This is a genomic window from Paenibacillus sp. p3-SID867 (assembly GCF_025142895.1).
Lineage (GTDB): Bacteria > Bacillota > Bacilli > Paenibacillales > Paenibacillaceae > Paenibacillus_AQ.
The window spans coordinates 547284-571309 of the sequence record NZ_JAMBDM010000003.1 but is presented as its reverse complement, the minus strand read 5'-3'; the positions used below and the strand labels follow the sequence as shown (position 1 = coordinate 571309).

Sequence of the window (24026 nt, the reverse complement as noted above, 5' to 3'; positions counted from 1 at the left end):
TAAGCGTTTTACTTCTGCTTGTCCTTTATTGTAGCACGGCTTTGTCCCCCACTGGAAGAGGGATGTCTTCAAAGGAAGGACTCCTGAAAAGGCACTTTTTACATGACGCCATGATCATTCTGTTTCGAGAAACGAACTTAGACGATGTGATTAAGGTAAGACTACGAATACTGTCCCCCCTCTCCAATCGGTAACTTCCTCATCATGCGTCATTCCCAGCGAAGAAGCAGGTGCTGTCCTATCATCTTCTTATCATGGTACGCAAAACCAAAAAGCCGCGAATCCCCGCGGCCCTTGTACCCTATATGTTTTTGTTCCCCAGACAACACATTCCTGTGCAAGCTATCCTCCAGCCAAGGCTAGAGTTGTATGAAAATGCCGCTGAAACTACTCAACTGTTCCCTTCATGAACTCCGATATCATGACTTTCTGTCCCGTCTTGGCACTCTCCAAGGCAGCCAGCACCATCGCCATGCTGTAGACGTTGTCGCTGCAATCCGTCTCCGGCTTGACGCCGGCTTCGAGGGCATGAAACATATGTTCCAGGCAGCCGTGATGTCCGGTCTTCTCCATGACGGGCAGCGTCCCTTCCGTCCGTTCATACTTCCGAATGAAATTTCCTGATTGATCCCCTTCCGCCACGAACTCCGCATAAATCTCATCATGACCGTCCCAGATTGCCGTTCCTTTCTCTCCCGTTACGCGCCATGCGGCCTCCCAGGAGGTCTGTGCGCCTTCGGCACACCAGGAACCGCGGTAATTGAACACGGAGCCGTCCGACATTTCATAGATGCATATCGCCATCGCGTTACCGGCATACCAGGACCCCGGCGGGTTAAACTCCTGACAGTACACGGATACCGGATTGGCTCCGCTGATCATTCGGGCCTGGTCGAAGGTGTGAATGGCCATGTCGAGCAGCAATGGACTGTCCATCAGGTCCCGAAACCCGCCGAAATGGGCGCCCAGAAAAAAATCCGCCCCAATGAAACCGGGTTTTCCAATCGCGCCGCTATCAATCAAATCCTTGAACGCCCTAATTCGCGGATCAAATCGGCGGTTTTGCATGACAGCATGCGTTCTGCCCACAGACTCGGCCAGCTTCACGATATCCAAGCATTCCGTCATCGATTCCGCTAACGGTTTTTCGCTGAATACATGGCACCCGTGCTTAAGCGCTACCGTGCTAATCCCATAGTGGCTGGCGGGAATGGTCACATCAAATACGATATTCGCTTCGCTTGAAGTAAGAGCCTCCGTAATATTTGTATAGATGGGACAAGAAAGCCCATGCCGATCGGCAAATGCCTGTGCAAACTTTTCCTGGATATCCACGAGGCCCACGATTTCAACGTCCTCACGCCCTTTTGCATATTCCGCCCATGTATTCGCCATACTGCCGCATCCTGCTATCACAACTTTAAATGTCGTGGTCATGCTTGCTAACTCCCCCTGAATACGTCATATTATTGTAAACCGCTTACAAATCTTTTTCCTAACCCGTTGTCATCATTCCGATATTGGCTTATTGTAAGTGAAGCAACTTCATTATAATGGCGGAACTCAACATTTTCTCTATACAACCTTGTGCATTACCACTCTAATCTTGCGGTTCGAGGTGAATTCGCTTGTCCAATCCAAGAGAGCTTCATGAGAATACGAGACTTGACTACAAAGCTTATCCCGTGCAGGTATTTCATAACTTCTGCTCCCATGCCAAAATGAAAGACTGTATCCTGTATCTCCACTGGCATGAGCACTTTGAGATCATTAGCATGCGCCAAGGACACGCGGTATTCCATATTGATACAACTCCGTATGACGTAAAGGCCGGGGAAGTCATTATCATCCCCGGCGGCAGCCTTCACGTGGGATATGCTCTTGAAGATGGCGACGTACGATTTGATTGTGTCGTGGTGAATGCATCCCTCTTTAACGATTTCCTTCATGATCCGATTCATGCGCGTTATGTCGCTCCCTATATGGAAGGCCGGCTCCGTTTCCCCGTCAAGCCTGCCGAGAGCCACCCAGCTGGCGCAGACTGCTATCCGCTGCTGGATGAAGTCATTGAAGAGCTTGTAACGCGTCGTCCAGCCTATGAGCTTATAACCAAGTCCAAGCTGTACACCCTGTTCGTTCTGTTGGCGCGCACATTCATGCCCGCACCGTTCACGGAGAAGACGGCCGAGCCGTATTTTGCGAATCGGGACCGTTATAAAACACTCATTCAACACATCGAGAGCAACATCGGCGAGAAATTGTCGGTTGAGGCCGCCGCGGCGGAGGTCGGTTTGAATCCGTTTCATTTTTGCAAAATGTTCAAGCGTTTAACAGGGCGCACATTCGTGGATTACGTCAATCTGACCCGAATGAATGAAGCGGAGAAGCTGCTTCGTGAAGGGACTTTAACCATCACCGAGATTGCCGGCATCGTCGGCTGCAGCAACCCGAATTATTTTACCAAGCTGTACAAACAGTACAAGGGCATGACACCCTCCCAGGCTAGACTGTTATAAACCCTGATTTCAGAATCAATCCTTTCCGAACTATATCCCGGCCCATGATCTCTACGAGAACGGTAGCTGTATCCATCAGCATTGTGAATATGTATAAAAAAAGACTCAACATCCAGCTGCTTTCGCTGAAGTTGAGTCTATATTCTTAATCGAATCAGCACCTCTAAGATTAATATGCCTTAGGCACCTCGACCTTTCTCGTGTTCCCATCTTCATTCGTGAAATAGATATGAACTCCATGGTCCTGATCATCCAGGAAATACGAGACATATTTATTCTCATCCGCCTTCATGGGAACCAGGAGGGTCGCGATGCGATGGCTTGCCGCAGATTTCGTTTCAGCATGCAGATGCCACTGGTTATCCAGCCCATCGATTTCTTCGGGATCGACATCGGTGAACTGATTATGCTGATTCAGCGACAAGTCGCCGGATGAACTGTACACGAATCGCCCTTCCATTTCCGCTTTGCTGCCCAGCACTCGAAACGTCTGTCCCGACAGCTTCATCCGGTTCAGGGTATGAAACAGCCACTCGATGCTGGCTGGCTTGGCGAGATCCACCGTATCCACAATGACAAAATATGATTCGTCAAAAAAATAGATCTCGCGCACATACCGCTCAAGATAAGGGACATTCTCCAGGTAGGCCTGCGTAGCGTTCATACGGGTATACCCGTACCCTGGTGACGCGTCAACTTGCTCGACCTTCCCGCTGGCCTCGATGCAGAGCACCTTATCTTTTCCCGCATACTGCCCATGGCCATCGATGAGAATATTGTTCGTGGAACGCGTCTGCCTCCGCCAATTCATATGCATCGTGCTTCCAAAAGCGATGTAATATCCACTCTCGATAGCGAGTGGTTCGCCATACGCGTGCAGCAGGAATCCGTTCTGGTCACCGTGACTGTGGCTCATGGAGCCGTAACGGCTGCTCTTTGCCAGCAGCATGATATGTTCATCCGGATCATCCATCCGGTGATGCATTGCCACCCAGTCAATATCCCGGAACCATTTGACGGATTGGATGGTCCCCTCCTTCGCTTCCGAAGCGTTATTGAAAGAAAACGGAACGGTAACAGAAGGTGAAACAGCCTCCACTTGAGGATAATCATGCCGGTACAGCATGTCGTCAAAGCGGAAATCCCACCAGCCGTAATTGTAAAACTTGGTGTCGGCGTCCGTATCCGTTTTGACTACTTGTTCATAATACCACTGATATAATCCCTTGCCTGTAATGCCTGCATACTGGCGAATATTGAAAGCCGTCTTCAGACTGACGGGTTCGCCGAGATAGGACTGGTCTCCGAAGCTGGCCCGAATCGTATCCGGGCTGCTGCAGTAGAGCGGAAAATCGCCCGTGCGCCCAAAGAACGGCCGTTTATAGAAATCAATGGATACGTAGCTGCGAATGAGATTAAGCGCATCAATCACAAACGCCATGCCGGTTGTCCAATAGAGCGGCCCCTCGGCCCAGCCTCCATCTTCACCGCCCCAAGGCGAATAGAGGCAGGCGTAGTATTCCAGCGTGTAATCCAGCCATGTCTGTGCCTCGGCCTCTTCATGCAGCATGGCAATGCAGGCTGGGACAAGCACGGAGGACAACGAACGAACAGCATGGCTGTCATAGGGGACATGATGGATTTTCGAGCGCTCCATCACATGGAAGGCCACCTGCTCCGTACGCCGCAGAAGAGCTCCCCTGACGAGATCCATCTCCTCTGCGGTGAGGTAATCGTGGAGCCAGTCGTATCCCCATGCGAGTGCACCAACCATCCGAAACGCAGCTTCATCGTTATAATCCCTGGACGTTGTACCTTCCGTATCCCAACGGGCCGCGTGAAGCAGCCACGACTTCGCTTTGGCTATCAAAGCATCATCCTGCAAAATGACGCCTGCCACGCTTAAGTGCCGGATGACATACAGCGTTTCTTGGCAATCCATGTACATTTTTCTCCACAGCTTCGCGACACGCTTATTGCCGGGATAACGTTCCGGTTCCGGAATTAACGGCTTATCCAGCCACGGAATGACCGATTTATCGTAAAAAGCGCGCCAGCCGCAGTAATCATCATCCTGTCTTAAATGTTCACGGAACGCCTCAACTCCCTTCTCATCCAGCCATAACCGCGGATGCCCGGTATGCGTGCGTTCATAGCGCTCCCCACGGTCAGGCAGGGGAGTCTCAGGGAGGCCCTCCGGAACATGAAACATTCGGGATTGGCTCCATGAAGAACGGTTAAGGACAACGTCCGTCGCTTCCTCCCCTTGTTCCCCGGTCAGCAAGGCATAGCGCCAATAATAAGTACCTGCCTCCAGAGAGTGATCCGGAGTGTATAAGTTATAGGGAATCGGCGCGATTGTTATTGTCGCTTCCGTTTCATACGAGGGTGAGGTCGAAATCTGCAATATATAACGGTCGTTCTCCAGCTGTCCCGGCATCCAGGTGAAACGGGGAGGATTCTCAAGCAGCTTACTCTCTGCATCCGGTTGATATGGCACGGACAACAATCCGCTTTTCGGTTCAAACAAGGTTTTCATCGAGTACCCTCTCCTTCAACCCGTTGTTGGTCATCGTGAAGCATCTCGCGGTCCTGCCATCGGACAAGCTGAGCCAGTCCCCATTCTCCGACCGGTTCCATTCCAATGTCAGCGGCTCCGTACCGATACGGTAGACGGCAATGAAGCGGGCTTGCGAATCTGTCCGACGAAGCCGGATTCCCTCCATCCTTCGGCTGGGATCGTCCGCAATTCCAGGTGACTCCACCTGTGTGCATCCCATCCCCTCAAAGGCGATAAATGAAGTTACCGCCAGCGGCCCTGCTGCATTGGCAATGTGGAGATTGAATTGTAATCCATCCTGGGACAAGACGTGCGTGCAGCTTTCTTTTACATATGCGTATCCATCTTCGTTTCCTAGATCCGTTACAACATGGCCCTGATCAGCATTTGGAAGCCCGCTAAGCTCTCCTTGGCCAATATAATGAAACCACCAATCCACAGCTGCCGGCTCTTCCAATTCCACTTCGAACCAATCCAGAAGCCAGTCATCCGTCAATATCAGGTGCCGGTCCAGGACGCCCTGTTCATAAGCCTGATCGGACCGTACCCAGAGATAAGTAAAATCCGAACCGGATTCATACCGAATGCATTTCCCTTCGGTCGGATTCTGGGAGCGTCGTCCAACCGAGACGGTGTTGTGGCAGGCTGTATGGGGATACCATTCCTTCTTCAGGATCGAACCGTACGGTACGGTACCACGGTCTGGCGATAGTGGCTGGTTCCCGACATGAATCATCAGATTTAGTTTATCGAAGTGACCATGTGATCCACCATGAGGACCAAAATCGACCAACGCCTGAAGCCCATTCGAATGATTCGACTTCAACAGGGCAAATCCGCTGTGAGGAAGAAAGACGGGAGAAGCAGACAAATCGGGCAAATCGTTCTCATTACCTGCTTGGTTCGCATGTTCTGCATCGCCTGCTCCTTGCACTTCTCGTGTCACTCGGACTTCGATGACGTCCCCGACTTCCCATACTCCTTCCGATGTCTTCCTATGAGAATCCTTCACCTCAGAAGCAGCCATTCCGTATCTCCCATCCCAATGGCCCGTACCGTACAACAGAGCTTCCAGCATGCCGATCCGGCCGGCTTCTCCATTCAATTCACGATACACATTGTCTAACAATCGTCGATAGCTCTTATCCCCATAGACGGATAAACCGATTTCCACAATCTCGGCGATTTCTCGCGCATACGGAGCCCTGCGATAAGGACCGTCGTGAAGTGCAGGCAGGGAGCCATTTTGGTCTGATAATTGAACCAGTACCGCCAGCATTCCCTGCATGGATTGGCCTTGCTGTCCCCTTAAGAAAAAAAGCTCTTCACCAACCCGGCTCCCCATTTCCGCTGCAATCAGGTAAGCACGGAGTACGAATACGTGGTAATACACGCTTCCTTCAAATTCAAGCTGATCCGGCCTGATGGCAATGCTGAGATGATGCCGCAGGCCGCCTTCCTTCACGACCAGCTGCCGCAGCTTCTCCGCTTCGCCTTGCACCGCATAGATACTAAACAGCGCGGCAATCAGCCAGGCGGTATAGTTGTTCTCGGGATTTCCGCGATCCTGGGTCAACATATGATGATATTCCGTCATGCTGCTCTCAAGCATATGCAGGAAATGATCAATCTTCCGGCGTTCAGCCTCGTGAAACGACACTTGCGCATCCTCCAGAAGCAGATAGCCGCGAAGCAATGTCGTTGCCCAGACGGCTTCGGTCAAAGCCTGATGGAATGCGCGCCCTTTCAGCATCCAGGGCTGGGCATCCGGGTGGACAGGATAAAGAGGAAATTGCTCCGCGTAGCGGACGATCAGCTTTTTTCCAAGATCGGCGTAGGCCAGCTCTCCCGTACCGGCATAGACGGCGGCAGATTGCAGCACGTATCGGGCCATAGCCTGATGCTTGAATACCAGCCAAGCTCCCCTGTACGGTTCCCCCTCCACTTCGCAGCCATAGGGACAACGATAGGAGCTGCGATCGGCTTCCAGCGGATCAAACATCAGTTCCGTATGATGTTCGGGACACACGTATTGGTGCCACCAGCCGCCGGGCTCGACAGGAACATCCAGCTTCCGTTCGATGACCTGGTCAAGCTCGGCCTTCAGGATATCGACTGTACGTTCGCTCCACGGATAGAATATCAACTTCGATTTGACCTTCATCCAATCCCTCATCGCATGAACATGCCGCCGTTAATTTCGATCGTCTCCCCCGTTAGATAAGAGGACAGCTCCGAGACGAGGAACAGAACGGAGCCGGCGACATCGTCCGGGGTGCCCTCCCGTCCCAGCGGAATGCCCTTGATCGTTGCTTTTCGCGCGTCATCCGGGGTAAAGGTGGCGTGAAACGCCGTCTGTCCGATAAATCCCGGCGATACGGCATTCACGTTAACTCCGCTTGAAGCGAGCTCCTTCGCTAGTCCCTTGGTATAGCTCAGGACGGCCGCTTTGCTGGCAGCATAAATGCTTGCGCCGGGTCCGCCGCCGTTATGTGCCGCAACGGAGGTCATATTGACAATGCGACCTTGACCTGCGGCTTTCATGCCCGGAATGACGGCCTTGCTCATGAATACCGTGCTTTTCATATTCACATCCATGACCTTGTTGTAGAGCTCCTCGGTCATTTCCGCATTCGCCAGACGCTCGACCAAATGCCCCGCATTATTAACCAGAATCGTAACCGGTCCGCCAAATGCCTTCTCCACATCAGCTACAAGCGCCTCTGCCTGCTCCACATGCGTAACGTCTGCACGAAAAGCATACGCCTCGCAGCCAAAACTTCGAATCTCCGCCACGGCTTCTTCGGCGGCTTCCTTGCTGTTCAGATAATTCAGCGCGACCTTGGCTCCGCTTCTTGCCAGCCTCAATGCTACCGCACGACCGATCCCTCCACTCGAACCTGTGACTAAAGCGATGTTACCCGATAAGTTAATATGCATATTAATCCCTCCTGATTAGGTTTGCAGCTGTTTCAGTCTGCTTTCTTGTTCACGCACTCTTTCCATTCGCGGCATTGTCATGATGATTTTTGTGCCTTGATCCGGCGAACTATAAACTGTTATTCCGTACACTTCGCCATAAACCATCTGAATTCGCCGATGGACATTGACGATGCCGATTCCGCCCTTGCGCCGGACATGCATTCCGTCGTCATCGTCGACCAGGCGGTTTTCCTCGAGCCTCTTGCGCAGTTTAAGAAGCTTATGGTCCGCTATGCCTGCGCCGTTGTCCTCTACAATAACCAGCAAATTGTCCTGTTCTATTCTCGTGTCAATCCGAATGTAATGCCAAACTTCGATTCCTTCCGGAAAAGCATGCTGAAAAATATTCTCGACAATCGGCTGCAAGGAGAGCCTGACCATCTTCTCCAACAGGAGCTCGGGCGGCGTCGCCACCTCGATTTCGAAATCGCGCCCGATGCGATGCTTCAAAATCATCATGTAATGCCGTACATGATTGAGCTCGTTGGCAATGGTGATCTCCTCCAGGTTCGTCTGGATGGAGTATCGAAGCATGAAAGCCATCGCCTCCACCATGTCCGATATCTCGTCGGATTCCTGAACGATCGCATAACAATTGATCGTTTCCAGGGTGTTGTACAGAAAATGCGGATTGATCTGTAATTGGAGCGCCTGGAACTCTGCCCGCTGGCGCTCCAGCTGGATGTCCTGCAGCTCCAGCTGCGTTTTCTGATTGTGGAGCTCCGTGTCATAAACCTGCTCGATCATATCGGACAAACGGCTGACCATGAGATTGTAGCTATGGATCAATCCCCCGATCTCGTCCTCCCGCGGTTTCACGTCGGTGATATGCGTCCAGTTCCCCTTCTCCGTCTGCCTCATCCCGTTCTTCAGATTGCGGATCGGATTGACAATTGATTTCCCGAATCTGTAAGCCAGAATGAGCGCAATGATCAGTGTAACGAAGCCTACGATAATCGTAGTGGACCGAATACCCGAAATCGGTGCCCGGAGTTCATCCAGCGGCATCATAATGACGAGGCTCCAGCCCGAATACTCGGACTGGCGCGAAATGATCATCGTTTTGTCGCCAAGCACCGGTTCTATGAATCGATGATCGCCTTTGGCGATAATCCGATCCGGCAGGTCGGTGGAAGTAATCGCGTCCATATCCACGTGCTCAGGGGCATAGACAACTTCGCCTTCGCGATCCAGGATGAAGAAGAAGCCCTGCTCCCCGAGATCAACGCCGTTCCATAAACTCGACAGCTGGTCTTCATTGAACTCAACCGCCAGCACGCCTTTCACGTCGTACGAATTCATTCCCCGGATTTTGCGCGCTACCGTGATGACGTTGTCCCGATCCTTCTCCAGCAAGCTGGTCTTCAATATGACGATCTCCCCGTTCTCCGGCGTCTTCTCCCTGAGTTCGCGAAGGCGGCCTGACGGATCAATCGACATAGCAGAGAAGCTCTGATTCTGATCAAAAATCGCTCTGCCATGAAACCCGAGTATATACATCATGTGAGTCTGCGTCGGATATTGTATTAAGATCTTCTGAAAGACATCCTTGCGGATAAGATTGGTAAATCGGTAATGTTCATAGCTGTCGCTTGGGTCCATATCCATAAAGCGTTTGACCGAATCCTGCAGCAAAATCGTATTGCTGATCCGCTCGAATATCTGCAGCTGGTTATCCGTTTGCCTTGCCGCGTTTGTGATAACAGTGGTCATATACTTCTCAACCTGTTCATCGATCGCTTCGGATGATTTGATATAGAAGAATACGCCAACCGTAGAAAGCGAGAACAATATAACGATAAAGAAGTACAAGAAGATTTGACGAGACAGGCTCTTGCGCATCATTCGATCCCCAGCAGCTCCCGGTATTCGGAAGGGGTGTAACCGGTGACCTTCTTGAAGGTCTTCGTAAAATGGGGATGATCCGCGTACCCTACTTCGAACGAAATATCCGTAATTTTATAATGCGGAAGGGCGAGGAGCTTTTTCGCTTTCTCCATTCTTTTCTTGATCAGGTAGTGAACAAAGATCTCGTCCGTCATCTGTTTAAACAGCTGGCTGAAATAGGACGGGTTGAGCCCAAGCATATCGGCAACCTCATCAAGTGAGAGATCACGGGACAAGTTGCGCTCGATATAAGCCTTCGCTTCTTCTACAGGCTCTTTGGCATTTCCTTTCCGCTTGTCGCGTATGAGCTTCACCGTCTGATTCACGGCCATGCGAAATCTCTCGAAATAGTGATGGTTCCCTCCGGGCGCAGACCCCGTGATGCCTGTCATACGTTCAAACGAATACACATCCCGGCCGTTTAACTGCTTGATCAGTTTCGCATACAGTTCATCCAGCAGTTCCTGAAGCTGAATCGATTCAAGCCTGCGTTCGTTGCAGTAATCCTCGATTTCTTGCAGCTTGTGCTGGATATCGTTCATTTGTAAAAGCCATACGGCCTGTTCCAGCTGCTCCAGCCAGTCCTCCAGCTTGGAGAGTGGAAAATAAATCCGCTGCTTCTCTTGCATGGACTTTCGATCCGCCATCAATTTATTCATGGTGTTATGTACCACCGATTTGGTCACAGGCTTGAGCAGATACTCCTTAACTCCATACGACATGCATTTCTGGGCGTATTCGAAATCACCGTAACCGGAGATGACAACGACCGTGATATCGCCGTATGTTTCATAGAGCAGCTTGCTGAGCTCCAGGCCGTCCATCTTGGGCATTTTGATATCCGTAAAAATGAAGTCCGGTCGTGCCGTCTGAATGGCTTCCAATGCTTCCATGCCGTTGCCGGCCGTTGCCGCTTGAATCATGGCTGGGTCCGTCTGCGTGATCAGTTTCGCCAAGCCCATCCTTATCATAGGTTCATCATCAACGACCAGAATGCGGTACATTACCCATTCCCCTTTCAAGACAGCGAGAGTAGTTTAGCTTTAGCAAGATACTCCTCTGCTTAGGCAAGCAGAGGAGTCATTCTTCAACACTATACTAAAACATGCTCCACTTATTCGAAAGCGTTTTCTTTCTCGTTATATCGTTTCGTAGCCTCCTCAATAATCTCGCTGCCCCCTTTGGACAGATACTCCTCGAGCACCTTGCTGTAGTTATCGATAGGCTCTCTGCCGTATACCATGCGGAGCACATGCTCCAGAATCAGCGGCGGCAGTTCATCCGACTTCGGATTCAGCTCCGGATATTTCACCATCGCCTCCAGTCGCGGATCGAATTCAATGCCGCGGCGACCCTCGTTCGAAAGCATGTTATCAAAAGCATCTATCAGCTCTTTACCGGAATCGGACAACTCGGATACGCGTTTGTTATAGGTTGTATCCTGCACCAGCCACAGCCAGTAGTTCAGATAACGCATCTTATCCGCACCTGCCGCGTCCGTCGGAACCTCGAATACCGGCTTGCCTTCGGTTACCTGGTAATCCTCGCCTTCAATGCCGAAGCTGAAGAACAATTCCGCATCTTCGCCGACCATCCAATTGAAGAACTTCACGATATCCTCGGCTTTATCCTTCGCCTTCGCATTGATGAAGAAGGAGCGCGTGACCGGATTGTAATGAGCATATCCCCCTTTGCCGTCAGGCCCTACCGGCGAAGGAATCAACGCTACTGTCGCGTCCGGGACATTCTCCTTCAGCTGGGTGCCCCAAATCGGAAGCTCATTCGCGTTCATGGACCACATGCCGGCTTTGCCGCTCGTGACGATGGATTTGAAGTCCGCGCTTTCAATCGTCGCGAATTCCTTGCTGATCAATCCTTCCTCGTGCATCGTCTTATAGATCTGAATAGCTTGCTTCATATTTTCTTCATCGAAGAAGGTTGGCTTTACTTTGCCGTCCGGGAACATCTTGAATTGGTTCAGGTAACCCAGCACGTCATAGGCACCGAAGAAGGTATCCGCGTATTTGAAATTCTGGCGTCCGGCATAAGGCTGCTCCACCCCGGCTTCTTTGAAAGCGCGCAGCACATCCATCGTCTCTTCCACCGTTGTCGGGATCTCCTTGCCTACTTTCTCCAGCAGGTCGGTCCGAATCCATGTGGCGCGTCTGGACGGATTGGACAAGATCTCGGGAATCCCGTAGATATTACCCGTCTTGGAATCCGTCATCCGCTTCCAGGCTTCCTCGGGTATAAACTTGAGCAGGTCCTGCCCATGCTCCTGCAGGAGGTCGTTCAGCGGGAGAAAGACTCCGTTCTCCACGGCACCCGCCAGCTCGGGACCGCTGATTCCGCCAGTGCCCTGCACCACATCCGGAATGTCGTTTGTCGCAAACATTTGCACCATTTTATCCTGATATTCGTTATGCGGAATCAGGCGGATATCCAGATCCGTGTTCGTCATTTTCTCTAGCTCCAGCACGTACTTATCCTTGTTGATATCCGGATTCTTCTCGACGTAGGATACGTTAAGCGTCCGCATCGAAATGGAGAATTTCGTTGGCCCTGCTTCACTTCCGCCTTGCCCGTTGCTGTCACCTCCGCCGGCATTGGCTCCCCCGCCTCCGCCACTATTGCCCGAACAGCCAACGAGCATGGCCAGTACGAGACCTGACGTAAGCATACGTGTCCAACTTTTTCTCATGAATACCCCTCTTTTCAAGCTAATATAGTCGCTCATAATAGCGCTTTCAAACTTAATATCAGTATAGAGAGCCGTCTGGGCGGGAACAAGGAATGTCTTTGGCTCGGTTTGTCGTTTTTTTAGGATTACTCTTTGATCGATCCAATCATCATCCCATGAATGAAGAAGCGCTGCAGAAACGGATACAAGAGAATGATGGGCACTGTGGCTACCAGAATAACCGCCATTTGTATTCCTTGTACGGACTGGGAACTTGCCTCGAATGCAAGGTTCCCCGTATCGGTCAGGCCCTCGTTCACCAGAAGCTCCCTTAATTTTACCTGCAGCGGATACTTGGCGCGATCATTGATATAGTAGAGGGCGTCCATGTATTTGTTCCAATTGGTTACGGAGTAGAATATCCCTACTGTCGCCAGCGCCGGTTTGGATAACGGAAGCACGATGCTCCATAGCGTACGGACCTCGCTGCACCCGTCAATTCGGGACGAATCGATCAATTCGCTCGGAATTTGGGTGAAGAAGGTTCGAAGCACAAACAGATTGAATGCGCTGATCGCCGATGGCAGCATCAAAGACCATAGCGTGTTGACGAGATTCAGCTCGCGCATCAGAATGAATTGTGGGATCAGCGGTGCCGTGAAAATCATGGTCATCAGGATGATAATCATGATCGTTTTTCTGCCCACGTATTCGGGCCTCGAGAGCGGATACGCCAGCGAAGCGGTTGCTGCCAGATTGATGAAGGTTCCGAATAGCGTAATGTAGACGCTGATCCCGAATGCCCTCCAGATGGAGATATCGTTGAACACATGCTGGTAGTAGGCAAAGGTAAACTCCACCGGCCAGAACATCACTTCTCCGCGATCGATAGCGCCCGGGCTGCTGAACGACTGGGCAATGACATTAAGAAAAGGGAGCAGCATGGTGAGTGCAAGAAAGGTAAGGATGATATAGTTCACGACAAGAAACAGTTTTCTGCCTGCACTGTCATATTTCACGTTGGTTGTCACTCCCCTCTAATACAGCGACTCGCCGGTCGCTTTCTTGCTGATGGTGTTTGCAATGGAAATCAGGAACAAGCCGACAACCGATTTGAACACCCCGATGGCGGTTGCATAACTGTACTGAAGCTGCTGCAAGCCGGCTTTGTATATGTACGTGTCCAAGATTTCGCTTGACTGAATGTTGAGCGGATTCTGAAACACGAATACGCGTTCAAACCCATAATCCATGAAGTCCCCGATTTTGAGCAGGAACAGGATCGTTATCACGGGAAGCAGCGCCGGCAGGGTAATGCTGAGGGTCTGGCGCCATCTCCCCGCTCCATCGATTTCGGAGGCTTCGTAGAGGTCCGGATTAATGCCTGCGAGCGCCGCCAGATAAATGATGGTCCCCCATCCGACATCTCTCCATAGTCCTGAGCCCACCAACACCGTTCGAATGTAGGAATCTTCGCCAAGGAAATAAATCGGATCGATGCCGAACCAACCGAGCATTACGTTCACGATCCCAGACGATGGAGACAGGATACCCACAAAGATACCGCTTACAATGACCCATGACAGAAAATGCGGCGCATAGAATATCGTCTGGACTATTTTCTTGTAGACGACCTGACGAACCTCATTGATCAATAAAGCCAGAACAATCGGGGCCGTAAAAGCAAACAGAATGTCATATGTACCCAGCAGAAGCGTATTACGCAGAATTTTCAAAAAATCATAGTGCTGGAACATGCGTTGAAAGTGCTCCAGGCCCACCCAGGGACTTCCCGTCACGCCCGCAAACAGATTATAGTTCTGAAATGCGATCACGGAGCCCATTAACGGAACATATTTGAATAATCCGAAGAACAGCAGTCCCGGCAGCGATATGAAGTACAGCGCCCTGTATTTCCACATGAAGCCAAGTAATCTTCTCCGTTTATCGAGCTTTCCCTCCAGATTCGGGTTTACCGCTGCTTTGCTTGACTCGGCCATCTGTCATCACCTCTTGTTTCTCAAATTGGCCGGTGCGTTGTCATCAATCGGAATTTCGTCAAACTGAATGCTGATAAATTCAGGCTCACGATCAATGATCCGGGATAACTCCCTGGTAAAAACATCAACGATTTCGTCTTTCTGCTGATCCGTGCGTCCTTCATACATTGTAATCGTAATTTGCGGCAACGGCTTTCGCCTCCTTAGGAATGATGATGTGATGAATATCCTTATCCTATAAGTTTCGCGGGCCGGGCAGCAATGGAAGATGATCGGTTCCCTTGTGTTTTTTTTAGGTGCTTCGAAGGACTTGTGTTTTTTTAAGTTTGACTTGTTATTTCAATAGTTCTTAAGCTGTATATGTAGAATTTTCCAGCATTCTATGGAACAATGGATCAAAAGCAGTTACGACAATGAGCCACACGATGACATCAGTTTTGGGAGGTTAGCGATGAACGGACAACAACAGGAAACGATATCGCCCTATTCGCTATTATGGGGGAAATTGGAAAAGAAACTGTCGCGAATGACCGGACAGCTTCAAGGCAAAGTTCCTCATGCAACAAAGAACGGAATCTATGATTCCACCCGGATCGACTGGTGGACCTCCGGTTTTTGGCCGGGAATGCTCTGGATCATGTATGAGATGACCAAGCAGCCGCAGTATAAGGAGTGGGCTTGGGAATGGGATGTTCAGCTTGAACAAGCGCTTATCGGGGACAGTAATTTCCATCACGATGTCGGCTTTCAATTTCTGCCGACTGCCGTCATCAAATATAAGCTGACCGGCGATGCGGATGCCAGGCGGAGAGGATTGTTGGCCGCTACCCTGCTGGCAGGGAGGTATAACCCGGTCGGGAAATTCATACGTGCTTGGAATCAGGTGAAACCCACTTCATGGAACCATGGGAATGAAGGCTGGTCCATTATCGACTCCACCATGAACCTCTCCCTCCTATTCTGGGCTTCCGAGGAGAGTGGTGACCCGAGATTCGCTCATATCGCCAGAGCCCAAGCGAATACGGTTGCCGAGTTTTTCATAAGACCGGACGGCTCCGTTCGGCACATCTGCCGATTTGATCCGTTAACGGGAGAATTTATCGAAGCGTTGGGAGGACAAGGCTATGGTCCGGAATCTGCTTGGAGCCGGGGAGCGGCCTGGGCATTGCATGGCATGGCTAACACCTATCGCTATACCCGCGATATTCAGTACCTTGAAGCCGCCAAGCGGGTGGCCCATTTCTTCATAGCTTCTCTTGAGGAGGATTCCATTCCCCGCTGGGATTTCCGTGCGGAGCGCAAGGAGATGGAACCATCCGCTCATGAAGAGACGGAAGCATCCCCGAAGACTACCGAGCCCCGGGATACGTCAGCAGCATCCTGCGCCGCTTCCGGTCTACTTGAACTCGCGGACCTGGTGCCTATAACCGAAAGAACTCTGTACCGTGAAAGTGCCTTGCGTATCATCAACTCCTTAACGGCCCATTACGCCGAATGGGATGACCCCGCTTATGAAGGCATACTGAAGGAAGCCACGGGACATCTGCCTGCCGGACAAAATATAAACGTTTCGCTGATCTATGGAGATTACTATTATGTTGAGACCGCTGCCAAGTTAATGGGATGGAAAAACCGGATCTTCTGATCCGGTTTTTTGCGTGTCAATCCATCTACTCTTCTTTAGGTATCCGGATATAGAAGCAGCTGCCGCTCGCATGCTCCCCTCCACTATCAGCCCATACCTGACCGCCATGTGCAGATACCAGCTGCTTGACGATAGCAAGCCCCATACCGCTCCCGCCACTTGACCGATTCCTTGATTTATCGCCTCGATACAGCCTTTCGAAAATATACGGCAGATCGGTGGAAGAGATCCCTTGACCTGAATCCTGTATTCGAATCAGGGCATGTGCCCCTTCGTCCACGAGCTCGGCTTGTACCGTTCCTCCAGCTGGCGTGTAGTGCAAGGCATTGCTTAACATGTTGATCAGAACCTGAAGCATTCGATCGGCATCCACCTCGGCTAGGATCAGCGAACCGCTGACATATTGCAGGTCCACCCTTTTTTCATGATACATTGCTGCCGCCAAGGTGATCGCCCTCTCCATGATGTGAGCAAGATCCTGCTTGGATCGGGATAGCTGAAACTCGGGCGATTCCATGTCATGCAGATCCTCGAGCTCCGTGACAAGCTGAATCAATCGATCAATCTCTTCAAGACACGTTTGAAACCGATCTGCGGTCGGCTCCCAGATCCCATCCTCAAGTGCACGGGTGTGACTCTTTAATGTGGTTAACGGCGTTCGCAATTCATGTGCGATATCTTGGGTCATATTCCTGCGCAGCAGCTCCTGCTTCTGTAACTGTACAGCCAGCTCGTTCAGCGAAGAACCGAGTCCCGCGATTTCATCGTACCCTTTGGTTGTCACACGGATGTCCCACTTCCCCCTTGTCATCATCTCAGCCGCTCGTTTCATCTGGACGAGAGGAGCCGATATTCTCTTCGCAACGTATATGCCGATCACGAAAGCAATGGCAATCGATAGGAGACATGTCAATATGATGGATTGCATCTGCGCCTGCTCCAAATGATAATTCAGCTCAGCCATTCCATCATGCACGGATGATTGCTGCTGGAACATGGCGATATGATAATGGTTGGTCGCAATATTGATCACGGTAAACATGATCAATATGCCTGCCGTGATACTGATGATGATAGCGGCAAGCCTCAGGTCCAGCCGATGCTTCAAGCCCTATCACCTCCAAAGCGGTATCCGAATCCGTAAACGGTAATGATATATTGGGGCTGCCTAGGGTCGGATTCAATCTTTTGCCTCAGATTTTTGATATGCTGATCAATAATTCGGATGTCGCCGATAAAGTCATAACCTAACACGCGATCAACCAGTTCTTCGCGCGAGAAGTTGCGCTGGGGATACTTGGCCAACAGAAGCAGCAATTTGTATTCGCTTGGCGTCAAGTTTACAACCTGTCCATGGCAGGTAACTTCGTGTTTCATCGAATGAATGGCCAGCGCGCCTTGGTGATACACAATTACGTCCGCCAGGAGCTTGCTGTCATCTCCTCGTCTCAGAACGGCCTTGACTCTTGCTACAACTTCCCGAGGGTCGAACGGCTTCACGATATAATCATCGGCTCCGATGGCAAACCCGCCAATCCGGCTGTTCTGGGCCACCTTAGCCGTTAGCATGATAATGGGTACCGGGCTAAACGTTCGAATCTCCTGGCATATCCGCTCGCCATCCATATCCGGGAGCATGAGGTCCAATAAGACAAGATCGACGGATTGCTTTCGCAGGAAATCAAACGCTTCGGCGCCGTTGGCCGCTTCCAGCGTCAGATAATGTTCTTTGTTCAGATAGGATACGAGAACTTCTCGAATATTCGGTTCATCATCCACGATTAATATGGTCTTCATTCCGGTTTCTCCTTATAGTATCCTTCATCCGTACAAGTCAACTTTAACATAAGACCCTATTGTAACTGAAACTTGTGAAGATTCGATGAGGATGAACCAAGAAGCCCATAACATTCATAGATGCTGCTGTCATTAACGTTGAAATTCGTGTCATAACATGACCGCTGTGATTTGGGACTTCAGATAAGAGACGCTTTGCGGCACCTGACGTTCATGCAGGCCATGAAGAATCAGCGGACCCTTGAAATGATAAGTGTGCAGCAATTTCATGTAAGCTTTATAATCCAGTTCACCGGTTCCTGCAGCCGTATAATGGAGTCCGTCTACGGTCGAATAATCCTTGGCATGCGCAATAATGACATGTGCGCTGAGCAGTGACAATGCTTGATCGATAACTTCTGCCAGGGGCCTCCTCTCAGTCGGACTGAACAAATTCGCTGCATCCAGAACGATCTTTAACCGGGAAGAATCCATCGTATCGAGCAGCCGTCTGGCTTTGACGGCATCGCTGATTACATTGGCAGGCTCAGGTTCAATAGCCAGTTCCAGCTCGAACTCCTCTGCAATATTCACTAATTCACGCATGGTCGTAAGCAGGTCTTCCCACGCTTCCGGTAATTTGTTGTCCGGATGTGCCCTCCACATATTGTCCTTATCCCTTGTGCCGGTACACAGGGTAATGACCGACGTTCCCATCGAATGGCACATGGCTGCCAAGTGGCGAAATCGTCGGATATCATCCCGCAATCTCTGACCGTCCGGGTGAATCATATTGAAGGTTCCGGATACGGCGGCTATATGTAGATGCCGTTTCTCACATTCTTCTCTTATATACACCGCGGTTTCCAGATCGGTCTCGTGCGGCAGTGATGGGAGACCCGCGCAGGAAAGATTGAATTGAATTACACTCAGTCCGGTTGCTTTCACTGCGTCCAAATTCCCCTCCAGTGTCGGCCTCTCAAACGTCTTGGAGAAAATGCCCAGTCTCATGCTTCATACACCTCCCGTTACGTCAGCCAGCCTCACCGTATCCCCGCTTTCCACCGATCGTGCAATCGCCGCCATGGCACGCATAGCAGCCACTCCATCCTCCAGATTGGCCCCTCGCATGGGTGCCTGCTCCAGAATCGTATCCGCGAAGCCTTCAACCTGCAGCTTGAAGAAATGGGCATCTTCCCCGAGCGGACGATGATAACAACCATCCCGTGCCGAGAATACCTCGACGTCGCTGGACTTAAAAAGCCAAGGATTATAAGTCTTGCCAATCACGCTTCCGTGTTCGCCGTAGATCTGAAAGCCCTCATGCCAGTCCATCCGCACGGCAACCGTTAGATCCAGATGTCCTACAGCGCCCGAGGCATATTGCACCGTGACAAACCAGTTATACGCTCCGAACTTTTGCGTGTTCCAGGCTGTAACGCTATCTATCTCTCCACCTAAAAAGCGAGCCGTATCCACCAGATGACTGCCATGCGTCAGCATGTAATAACGCAGCTTATCCAGCTTCGGATTGCCCTCCGGCCTTAAAGCATTCGGACTAAGCTGCACCATGGGCTGCACGTTCTCGGTGACCGTATACCGGTAGGTTGAGTCGCAGTACCATGCTTTCAGCGCCAGCATCTCACCCATTTCTTGATCAATAAACTGCTTGGCATATGCGATGCCCGGGTCAAAGCGCTTCATATTTCCGATTTGGACAATACTTCCGGTAGCCCCGGCCTTCCGCTGCAATTCCTCACACTCTTCTACGTTGACGCCAAGAGGCTTCTCCACTAGGACATGCTTGCCTGCTGCAATGGCTTTAAGGGCAGCTTCCACGTGAAATTGATCCGCGATGCCAATGATGACAGCCTCCACCTCGGGATCGGCCAGCATCTTGTCATAATCATTGTAGGTTTTTAATGGCTGGTGGATTTCGGCCATGCGGTTCAGCAAATCCTCCGCGACATCGCATATCGCGTATAGTCTAGCATTGCGCGCTCTCCGGCAAGCCTCGAAATGTCCGTACTGCGAAATGGGACCGCAGCCCAGCACGGCTACATTCAATGTCGTTCTTTTCACGGCCATTACAGCACCTCCTGTGGTGGATGATTATAAGAAAACGTCTATCGACGTACTTTCTCAGAAGACAGACCGCGTTTATAGGATGTTTTTCTTGCGGTTATTGAATTGTTCAGCTCCGCTGAAAACTAATAAATTCTATAATCTATTACAAAAGCCGCAGGATATATTCCAGCGGCTACTTATCCTTTTATTTTTTTGCCATGTATTTGCGAATATCAAATGCGACCGCTGCTACAATAATAAGCCCTTTAATAATCAATTGCCAGTATGGGCTGACACCGATAAAGGTTAATCCGTAATTGATGACGCCGAAGATCAGAACCCCGGCCATCACGCCCGGTACTGTGCCGATGCCTCCTGCAGTGGATACGCCTCCAACCACGCATGCAGCAATTGCATCCAGTTCATACATATTGCCGTAGTTATTCGTCGCGCCGCCGGTTCTCGCAGCCTCCAGTACGCCGGCGATGCCGTACAACGCACCGGAAATAGCGTAGATCGCTATGAGATTACGGGCTACATTGATCCCCGATACATGCGCCGCTTGCACGTTGCCGCCGATCGCATACATATTTTTGCCGAGACGGGTCTTGTTGAAAATGACCCAGCAGATAAGTGCAACGAAGACGGCGATAATGACGATGTAAGGGAGAGAATACCCACCCCCGAAGTCGATGTAGCCGCTGCCCCACACGGTAAAGTCCGGTCTTAAGCCGCCAATCGGCTGGGATTGGTTCGGCTCCATATCAAAATAGATGGAGTTGACGCCATATATGCCGACCATCGTACCGAGTGTCGCTATGAACGGCGGCACATGCAGTTTAGCTACGATGAAACCATTGATGAACCCAACGATAAGTCCCGCTGCAATACCGATAAGGATCGGCAATACAACCGATACTTGAGGCAGGTCCGGGAAGAAGCGGTTTGCGTATACATCCGTTTGCAGCATGGAAGCCGATACGACCGCCGTTAATCCGACAACGCGTCCTGCGGAGAGGTCAACCCCGCCGGTGATTAGAATGAACGCCGCGCCAAGCGCGATAATTAATCGGGTGGAGGATTGCTGCAAAATATCCCGGAGCGTGGAGAAGGCCAGAAAGTTGGGATCTGCGACGGCAATCCCGATAACAAGCAATATTAATACTACGAATATGGCACGCTGCGCCAAATAATCCTTTACCTTACCGATGGTTTGCGTATTCATCGACTTCCCCTCCCGAATCGGCTGACCGCTGCTGTGCGGCAAGCCGCATGATTTCCTCTTCGCTTGCTTCCTGCCCTGCCAGAATTCCCGTCAACCGCCCTTCACTCATCACCATGATTCGGTCGGACATTCCAAGCAGTTCGGGCATTTCGGAGGAAATCATTATAATGCTCTTTCCTTGCTTGGCTAGCTGCGTAATGATGGAATAAATCTCGAACTTCGCGCCAACATCAATGCCACGAGTCGGCTCATCCAGCAGAAGGATCTCAGGCTCGGTCAGAAGCCATCTTGCCAGCAGCACCTTCTGCTGGTTCCCGCCCGACAGATTCCGAATCTGGGCATGGACCGAGGGCGTTTTCGTCCTAAGCTGCTCCACGTTCATTCGCGCATCCTGGATTCCTCTGCGTTCATTTAACAGAAACGCCCAATTTTGATACCTGCGAAGATTGGCAATGACGGTATTCTCATAGACCGAGAGCACCGGGAATATACCGGTAACTCTGCGCTCTTCCGTCAGCAGCGCCATGTTATTTTTCTTGGCATCTGATGGTGATTTGATTTTTACCGGCTTCCCGTTGATCGATATAGTTCCGGAAGCCACCGGACGAAGTCCGAATATTGCTTCAACCAATTCCGTTCGCTGTGCGCCGACAAGGCCGCCGATGCCCAATATCTCCCCCCGTCTTAGCTCGAAGGATACATTCTGAAACGATTTCGGATTCGTGGAGCTTAATTGGTGGACCTGCATCCGGGTTTCGCCGGGAACGTTCGCCCGTTCCGGATAGCGCTCCGTCAAATCCCGTCCCACCATGCGGGTGATAATCAAATCGGTTGTCAGCTCGCCGGCCTGCCAAGTCCCCACATATTTACCATCGCGCATAATCGTCACGTCATCGGATATGCGCAGGATTTCTTCCATTTTGTGCGAAATGTAGACGATCGACACCCCTTGCGAACGGAGCCTGTTCATGATGCTGAACAGATGCTCCACTTCATTTCCGGTGAGCGATGAGGTCGGTTCATCCATTACAATCACCTTGGAGTGATGAGACACCGCTTTGACAATCTCAAGCGATTGGATCTTGGATACAGACAGCGCTCCTGTTCTTGCCCTGGGATCGATATCGATATCGAGCTCGCGGAACAGGCGGAGCGTATCTTCTGCCATCTGTTTCTCGTTCACGAATTTCAAAGGCCAGAAACCCGTCATCGGAAATCTTCCCAGCCATATATTCTCCATCACGTTGCGGTGCGGCACGGGATGAAGCTCCTGATGAATCATGGATATTCCGTGATTCAATGCGTCCCTGGAGCTGTTGATGGTTACCTTGCTGCCGTTTAAATAAATGTCGCCTTCATCAGGCTTGTAGATGCCGAATAAACATTTCATCAGCGTTGATTTACCTGCCCCGTTCTCCCCCATGAGCGCATGCACGGTTCCGGGTCTCACCTTGAACGTTACGTCGCTTAATGCCTGAACGCCTGGAAACGCCTTCGATATATTCCGCATCTCCAGCACATACGATTCCGCCACCTTGAATACCTCCTTCGCAGGCCGGGTGAAAAAGCCCAATATAAAGGGACAACGCTACGAATAGCTGCTGTCCCTTCTCATAACCCTGCTATTATTTCGCGTCGGCGATATTGTCCTTCGTTATTTTTTTGTAAGCGATCCATACATATTTGCCGTCGGTAATATCAAATCCGGTGTTGTCCTTGTTCGGCGTTTCTCCTTTGGATAGCGCTGCGGCAATCGCAACGGAAGCTTTACCCTGGCTCTTGGCGTCATTAAGCACAGTGCCGAGAAGCGTGCCGTCTTCCAGCGCCTGAATGGCCGGAGCTGTCGCATCTACACCCACGACCGGCATATACTTGTCGCCGCTGAAGTAACCCGCCGCTTTCAATGCTTCAATGGCACCGAGCGCCATATCGTCATTGTTGGCCAGAACCGCTTCAATCTTGTCGCCATGGGATGCAAGGAAGGCTTGCATCTTCTCCTGTCCCTTCACGCGGTCCCACATGGCGGTATCCACCGCTAGCGCTTCGACTTCGATCCCGGCATCTTGAATCGCCTGAACGGAGAATTTGGTCCTCAGCTCGGCATCCTGATGCCCCGGCTCACCCTGCAGCAATACATACTGCAGCTTGCCATCCCCGTTCTTGTCCGCCTTGGGATTGGCCTTCCAATAATCGACGATAAGCTGACCCGAAATCGTTCCGGATTCCTCCGCTTTTGCCCCTACGTAATACACCTTATCCCACTTGTTCATGTCTTCCGCGATCGGCTCCCGGTTCAAGAATACCACTGGCGTATTCGCAGTTTTTGCCTTATCGATAATGACGCCGGCGGCCGTCCGATCCACCGGGTTGATGATCATAGAGCTGTATTTCTTCGAAATGAACAGATCGATTTTCTCATTTTGGGTTGGCTGCGCATTTTGGCTATCCACGATATCCAGTTTGGCTACGCCATTCGCTGCATCGGACATCGCGTTCCGAACGCCTGTCATGAACGTGTCGTCGAACTTGTAAATTGCCACCCCGACTTGAGGTGTGCTGCCGCCTGCCGCCTCATCTTGCTTGCTTTCGCTGCCGGTTGAACTGCTCCCGCCGTTATTGCATGCCGCCGTGGTCAGCATCATGCCGGCTATAAGGATGAACAGCCATTTTTTCTTCACCTGGGTTGAC

At 51.1% G+C, this 24026-nt stretch carries 19 protein-coding genes; 2 read left to right on the top strand and 17 right to left on the bottom strand.

All coding sequences use genetic code 11. The annotated features are described in order from the left end of the window. Nucleotides 1-387: 387 nt before the first annotated feature. On the bottom strand, nucleotides 388-1437 hold the full coding sequence (locus M4D81_RS08825) for a Gfo/Idh/MocA family protein (protein WP_260065678.1): 1050 nt from the start codon (nucleotides 1435-1437) through the stop codon (nucleotides 388-390). A gap of 191 nt (nucleotides 1438-1628) precedes the next feature. Between M4D81_RS08825 and M4D81_RS08820 the strand changes: the two genes are divergently transcribed. Further along, nucleotides 1629-2516 (top strand): helix-turn-helix transcriptional regulator, encoded by an 888-nt coding sequence (locus M4D81_RS08820; RefSeq protein ID WP_216532217.1) that lies wholly within the window; start codon nucleotides 1629-1631, stop codon nucleotides 2514-2516. A gap of 169 nt (nucleotides 2517-2685) precedes the next feature. Here M4D81_RS08820 and M4D81_RS08815 read toward each other — a convergent pair whose 3' ends face one another. The 9 genes from M4D81_RS08815 to M4D81_RS08775 form a co-directional block, all read right to left on the bottom strand. Next, complete coding sequence (locus M4D81_RS08815; RefSeq protein WP_260065677.1) at nucleotides 2686-5055, bottom strand: DUF4962 domain-containing protein; 2370 nt, start codon at nucleotides 5053-5055, stop codon at nucleotides 2686-2688. Then, nucleotides 5039-7240 (bottom strand): heparinase II/III domain-containing protein, encoded by a 2202-nt coding sequence (locus M4D81_RS08810; RefSeq protein WP_260065676.1) that lies wholly within the window; start codon nucleotides 7238-7240, stop codon nucleotides 5039-5041. Before M4D81_RS08810 ends, M4D81_RS08815 begins: the two co-directional genes overlap by 17 nt. An 8-nt stretch (nucleotides 7241-7248) precedes the next feature. Continuing rightward, nucleotides 7249-8016: an SDR family NAD(P)-dependent oxidoreductase gene (locus M4D81_RS08805; protein WP_260065674.1), complete on the bottom strand. Its 768-nt coding sequence runs from the start codon at nucleotides 8014-8016 to the stop codon at nucleotides 7249-7251. A 15-nt stretch (nucleotides 8017-8031) separates the two neighbouring features. After that, a complete protein-coding gene (locus M4D81_RS08800; protein ID WP_260065672.1) occupies nucleotides 8032-9903 on the bottom strand; it encodes a cache domain-containing sensor histidine kinase in 1872 nt (623 codons plus the stop codon). Continuing rightward, complete coding sequence (locus tag M4D81_RS08795) at nucleotides 9900-10949, bottom strand: response regulator (protein WP_260065671.1); 1050 nt, start codon at nucleotides 10947-10949, stop codon at nucleotides 9900-9902. Before M4D81_RS08795 ends, M4D81_RS08800 begins: the two co-directional genes overlap by 4 nt. 110 nt (nucleotides 10950-11059) lie before the next feature. Next, nucleotides 11060-12646, bottom strand: a complete 1587-nt coding sequence (locus M4D81_RS08790; protein ID WP_260065670.1) for an extracellular solute-binding protein — start codon at nucleotides 12644-12646, stop codon at nucleotides 11060-11062. A 125-nt stretch (nucleotides 12647-12771) separates the two neighbouring features. Continuing rightward, on the bottom strand, nucleotides 12772-13644 hold the full coding sequence (locus M4D81_RS08785) for a carbohydrate ABC transporter permease (RefSeq protein ID WP_098746103.1): 873 nt from the start codon (nucleotides 13642-13644) through the stop codon (nucleotides 12772-12774). A gap of 18 nt (nucleotides 13645-13662) precedes the next feature. Then, entirely contained in the window at nucleotides 13663-14625 is a 963-nt protein-coding gene (locus tag M4D81_RS08780; RefSeq protein WP_260065667.1) for an ABC transporter permease, read from the bottom strand. A gap of 6 nt (nucleotides 14626-14631) precedes the next feature. After that, on the bottom strand, nucleotides 14632-14814 hold the full coding sequence (locus tag M4D81_RS08775) for a tautomerase family protein (RefSeq protein ID WP_216532209.1): 183 nt from the start codon (nucleotides 14812-14814) through the stop codon (nucleotides 14632-14634). A gap of 262 nt (nucleotides 14815-15076) precedes the next feature. Here M4D81_RS08775 and M4D81_RS08770 point away from each other — a divergent pair, with 262 nt between their 5' ends. Continuing rightward, a complete protein-coding gene (locus M4D81_RS08770) occupies nucleotides 15077-16270 on the top strand; it encodes a glycoside hydrolase family 88 protein (protein ID WP_260065664.1) in 1194 nt (397 codons plus the stop codon). 25 nt (nucleotides 16271-16295) lie between these two features. On the opposite strand, the gene M4D81_RS08765 is transcribed toward M4D81_RS08770, so the two are convergent. From M4D81_RS08765 to M4D81_RS08735, 7 genes are all read right to left on the bottom strand, one after another. Next, nucleotides 16296-17378, bottom strand: coding sequence for a sensor histidine kinase (locus tag M4D81_RS08765; protein ID WP_260065663.1), 1083 nt, complete (start codon nucleotides 17376-17378; stop codon nucleotides 16296-16298). Further along, entirely contained in the window at nucleotides 17375-18067 is a 693-nt protein-coding gene (locus tag M4D81_RS08760) for a response regulator transcription factor (RefSeq protein ID WP_260065662.1), read from the bottom strand. Before M4D81_RS08760 ends, M4D81_RS08765 begins: the two co-directional genes overlap by 4 nt. A gap of 150 nt (nucleotides 18068-18217) precedes the next feature. Further along, on the bottom strand, nucleotides 18218-19057 hold the full coding sequence (locus M4D81_RS08755) for a sugar phosphate isomerase/epimerase family protein (protein ID WP_260065661.1): 840 nt from the start codon (nucleotides 19055-19057) through the stop codon (nucleotides 18218-18220). Nucleotides 19058-19060: 3 nt separating this feature from the next. Then, nucleotides 19061-20134, bottom strand: coding sequence for a Gfo/Idh/MocA family oxidoreductase (locus M4D81_RS08750; RefSeq protein ID WP_260065660.1), 1074 nt, complete (start codon nucleotides 20132-20134; stop codon nucleotides 19061-19063). A 184-nt stretch (nucleotides 20135-20318) separates the two neighbouring features. Beyond that, a complete protein-coding gene (gene mglC, locus M4D81_RS08745; RefSeq protein WP_194543223.1) occupies nucleotides 20319-21338 on the bottom strand; it encodes a galactose/methyl galactoside ABC transporter permease MglC in 1020 nt (339 codons plus the stop codon). Then, nucleotides 21316-22848 (bottom strand): sugar ABC transporter ATP-binding protein, encoded by a 1533-nt coding sequence (locus M4D81_RS08740; protein ID WP_397376669.1) that lies wholly within the window; start codon nucleotides 22846-22848, stop codon nucleotides 21316-21318. The genes mglC and M4D81_RS08740 overlap by 23 nt, the downstream gene beginning before the upstream one ends. 115 nt (nucleotides 22849-22963) lie before the next feature. After that, nucleotides 22964-24016 carry a galactose ABC transporter substrate-binding protein gene (locus tag M4D81_RS08735; protein WP_260065658.1) on the bottom strand — a complete coding sequence of 351 codons (1053 nt, stop codon included), beginning with the start codon at nucleotides 24014-24016 and terminating at the stop codon, nucleotides 22964-22966. Between the last annotated feature and the right edge of the window lie 10 nt (nucleotides 24017-24026).

Excerpts from the sequence above, each read along its gene's own strand:
- M4D81_RS08825 (WP_260065678.1), bottom strand. The coding sequence starts at position 1,437 with ATGACCACGACATTTAAAGTTGTGATAGCAGGATGCGGCAGTATGGCG.
- M4D81_RS08815 (WP_260065677.1), bottom strand. The coding sequence starts at position 5,055 with ATGAAAACCTTGTTTGAACCGAAAAGCGGATTGTTGTCCGTGCCATAT.
- M4D81_RS08810 (WP_260065676.1), bottom strand. The coding sequence starts at position 7,240 with ATGAAGGTCAAATCGAAGTTGATATTCTATCCGTGGAGCGAACGTACA.
- M4D81_RS08805 (WP_260065674.1), bottom strand. The coding sequence starts at position 8,016 with ATGCATATTAACTTATCGGGTAACATCGCTTTAGTCACAGGTTCGAGT.
- M4D81_RS08800 (WP_260065672.1), bottom strand. The coding sequence starts at position 9,903 with ATGATGCGCAAGAGCCTGTCTCGTCAAATCTTCTTGTACTTCTTTATC.
- M4D81_RS08795 (WP_260065671.1), bottom strand. The coding sequence starts at position 10,949 with ATGTACCGCATTCTGGTCGTTGATGATGAACCTATGATAAGGATGGGC.
- M4D81_RS08790 (WP_260065670.1), bottom strand. The coding sequence starts at position 12,646 with ATGAGAAAAAGTTGGACACGTATGCTTACGTCAGGTCTCGTACTGGCC.
- M4D81_RS08780 (WP_260065667.1), bottom strand. The coding sequence starts at position 14,625 with ATGGCCGAGTCAAGCAAAGCAGCGGTAAACCCGAATCTGGAGGGAAAG.
- M4D81_RS08770 (WP_260065664.1), top strand. The coding sequence starts at position 15,077 with ATGAACGGACAACAACAGGAAACGATATCGCCCTATTCGCTATTATGG.
- M4D81_RS08760 (WP_260065662.1), bottom strand. The coding sequence starts at position 18,067 with ATGAAGACCATATTAATCGTGGATGATGAACCGAATATTCGAGAAGTT.
- M4D81_RS08755 (WP_260065661.1), bottom strand. The coding sequence starts at position 19,057 with ATGAGACTGGGCATTTTCTCCAAGACGTTTGAGAGGCCGACACTGGAG.
- M4D81_RS08750 (WP_260065660.1), bottom strand. The coding sequence starts at position 20,134 with ATGGCCGTGAAAAGAACGACATTGAATGTAGCCGTGCTGGGCTGCGGT.
- mglC (WP_194543223.1), bottom strand. The coding sequence starts at position 21,338 with ATGAATACGCAAACCATCGGTAAGGTAAAGGATTATTTGGCGCAGCGT.
- M4D81_RS08740 (WP_397376669.1), bottom strand. The coding sequence starts at position 22,848 with ATGCGGAATATATCGAAGGCGTTTCCAGGCGTTCAGGCATTAAGCGAC.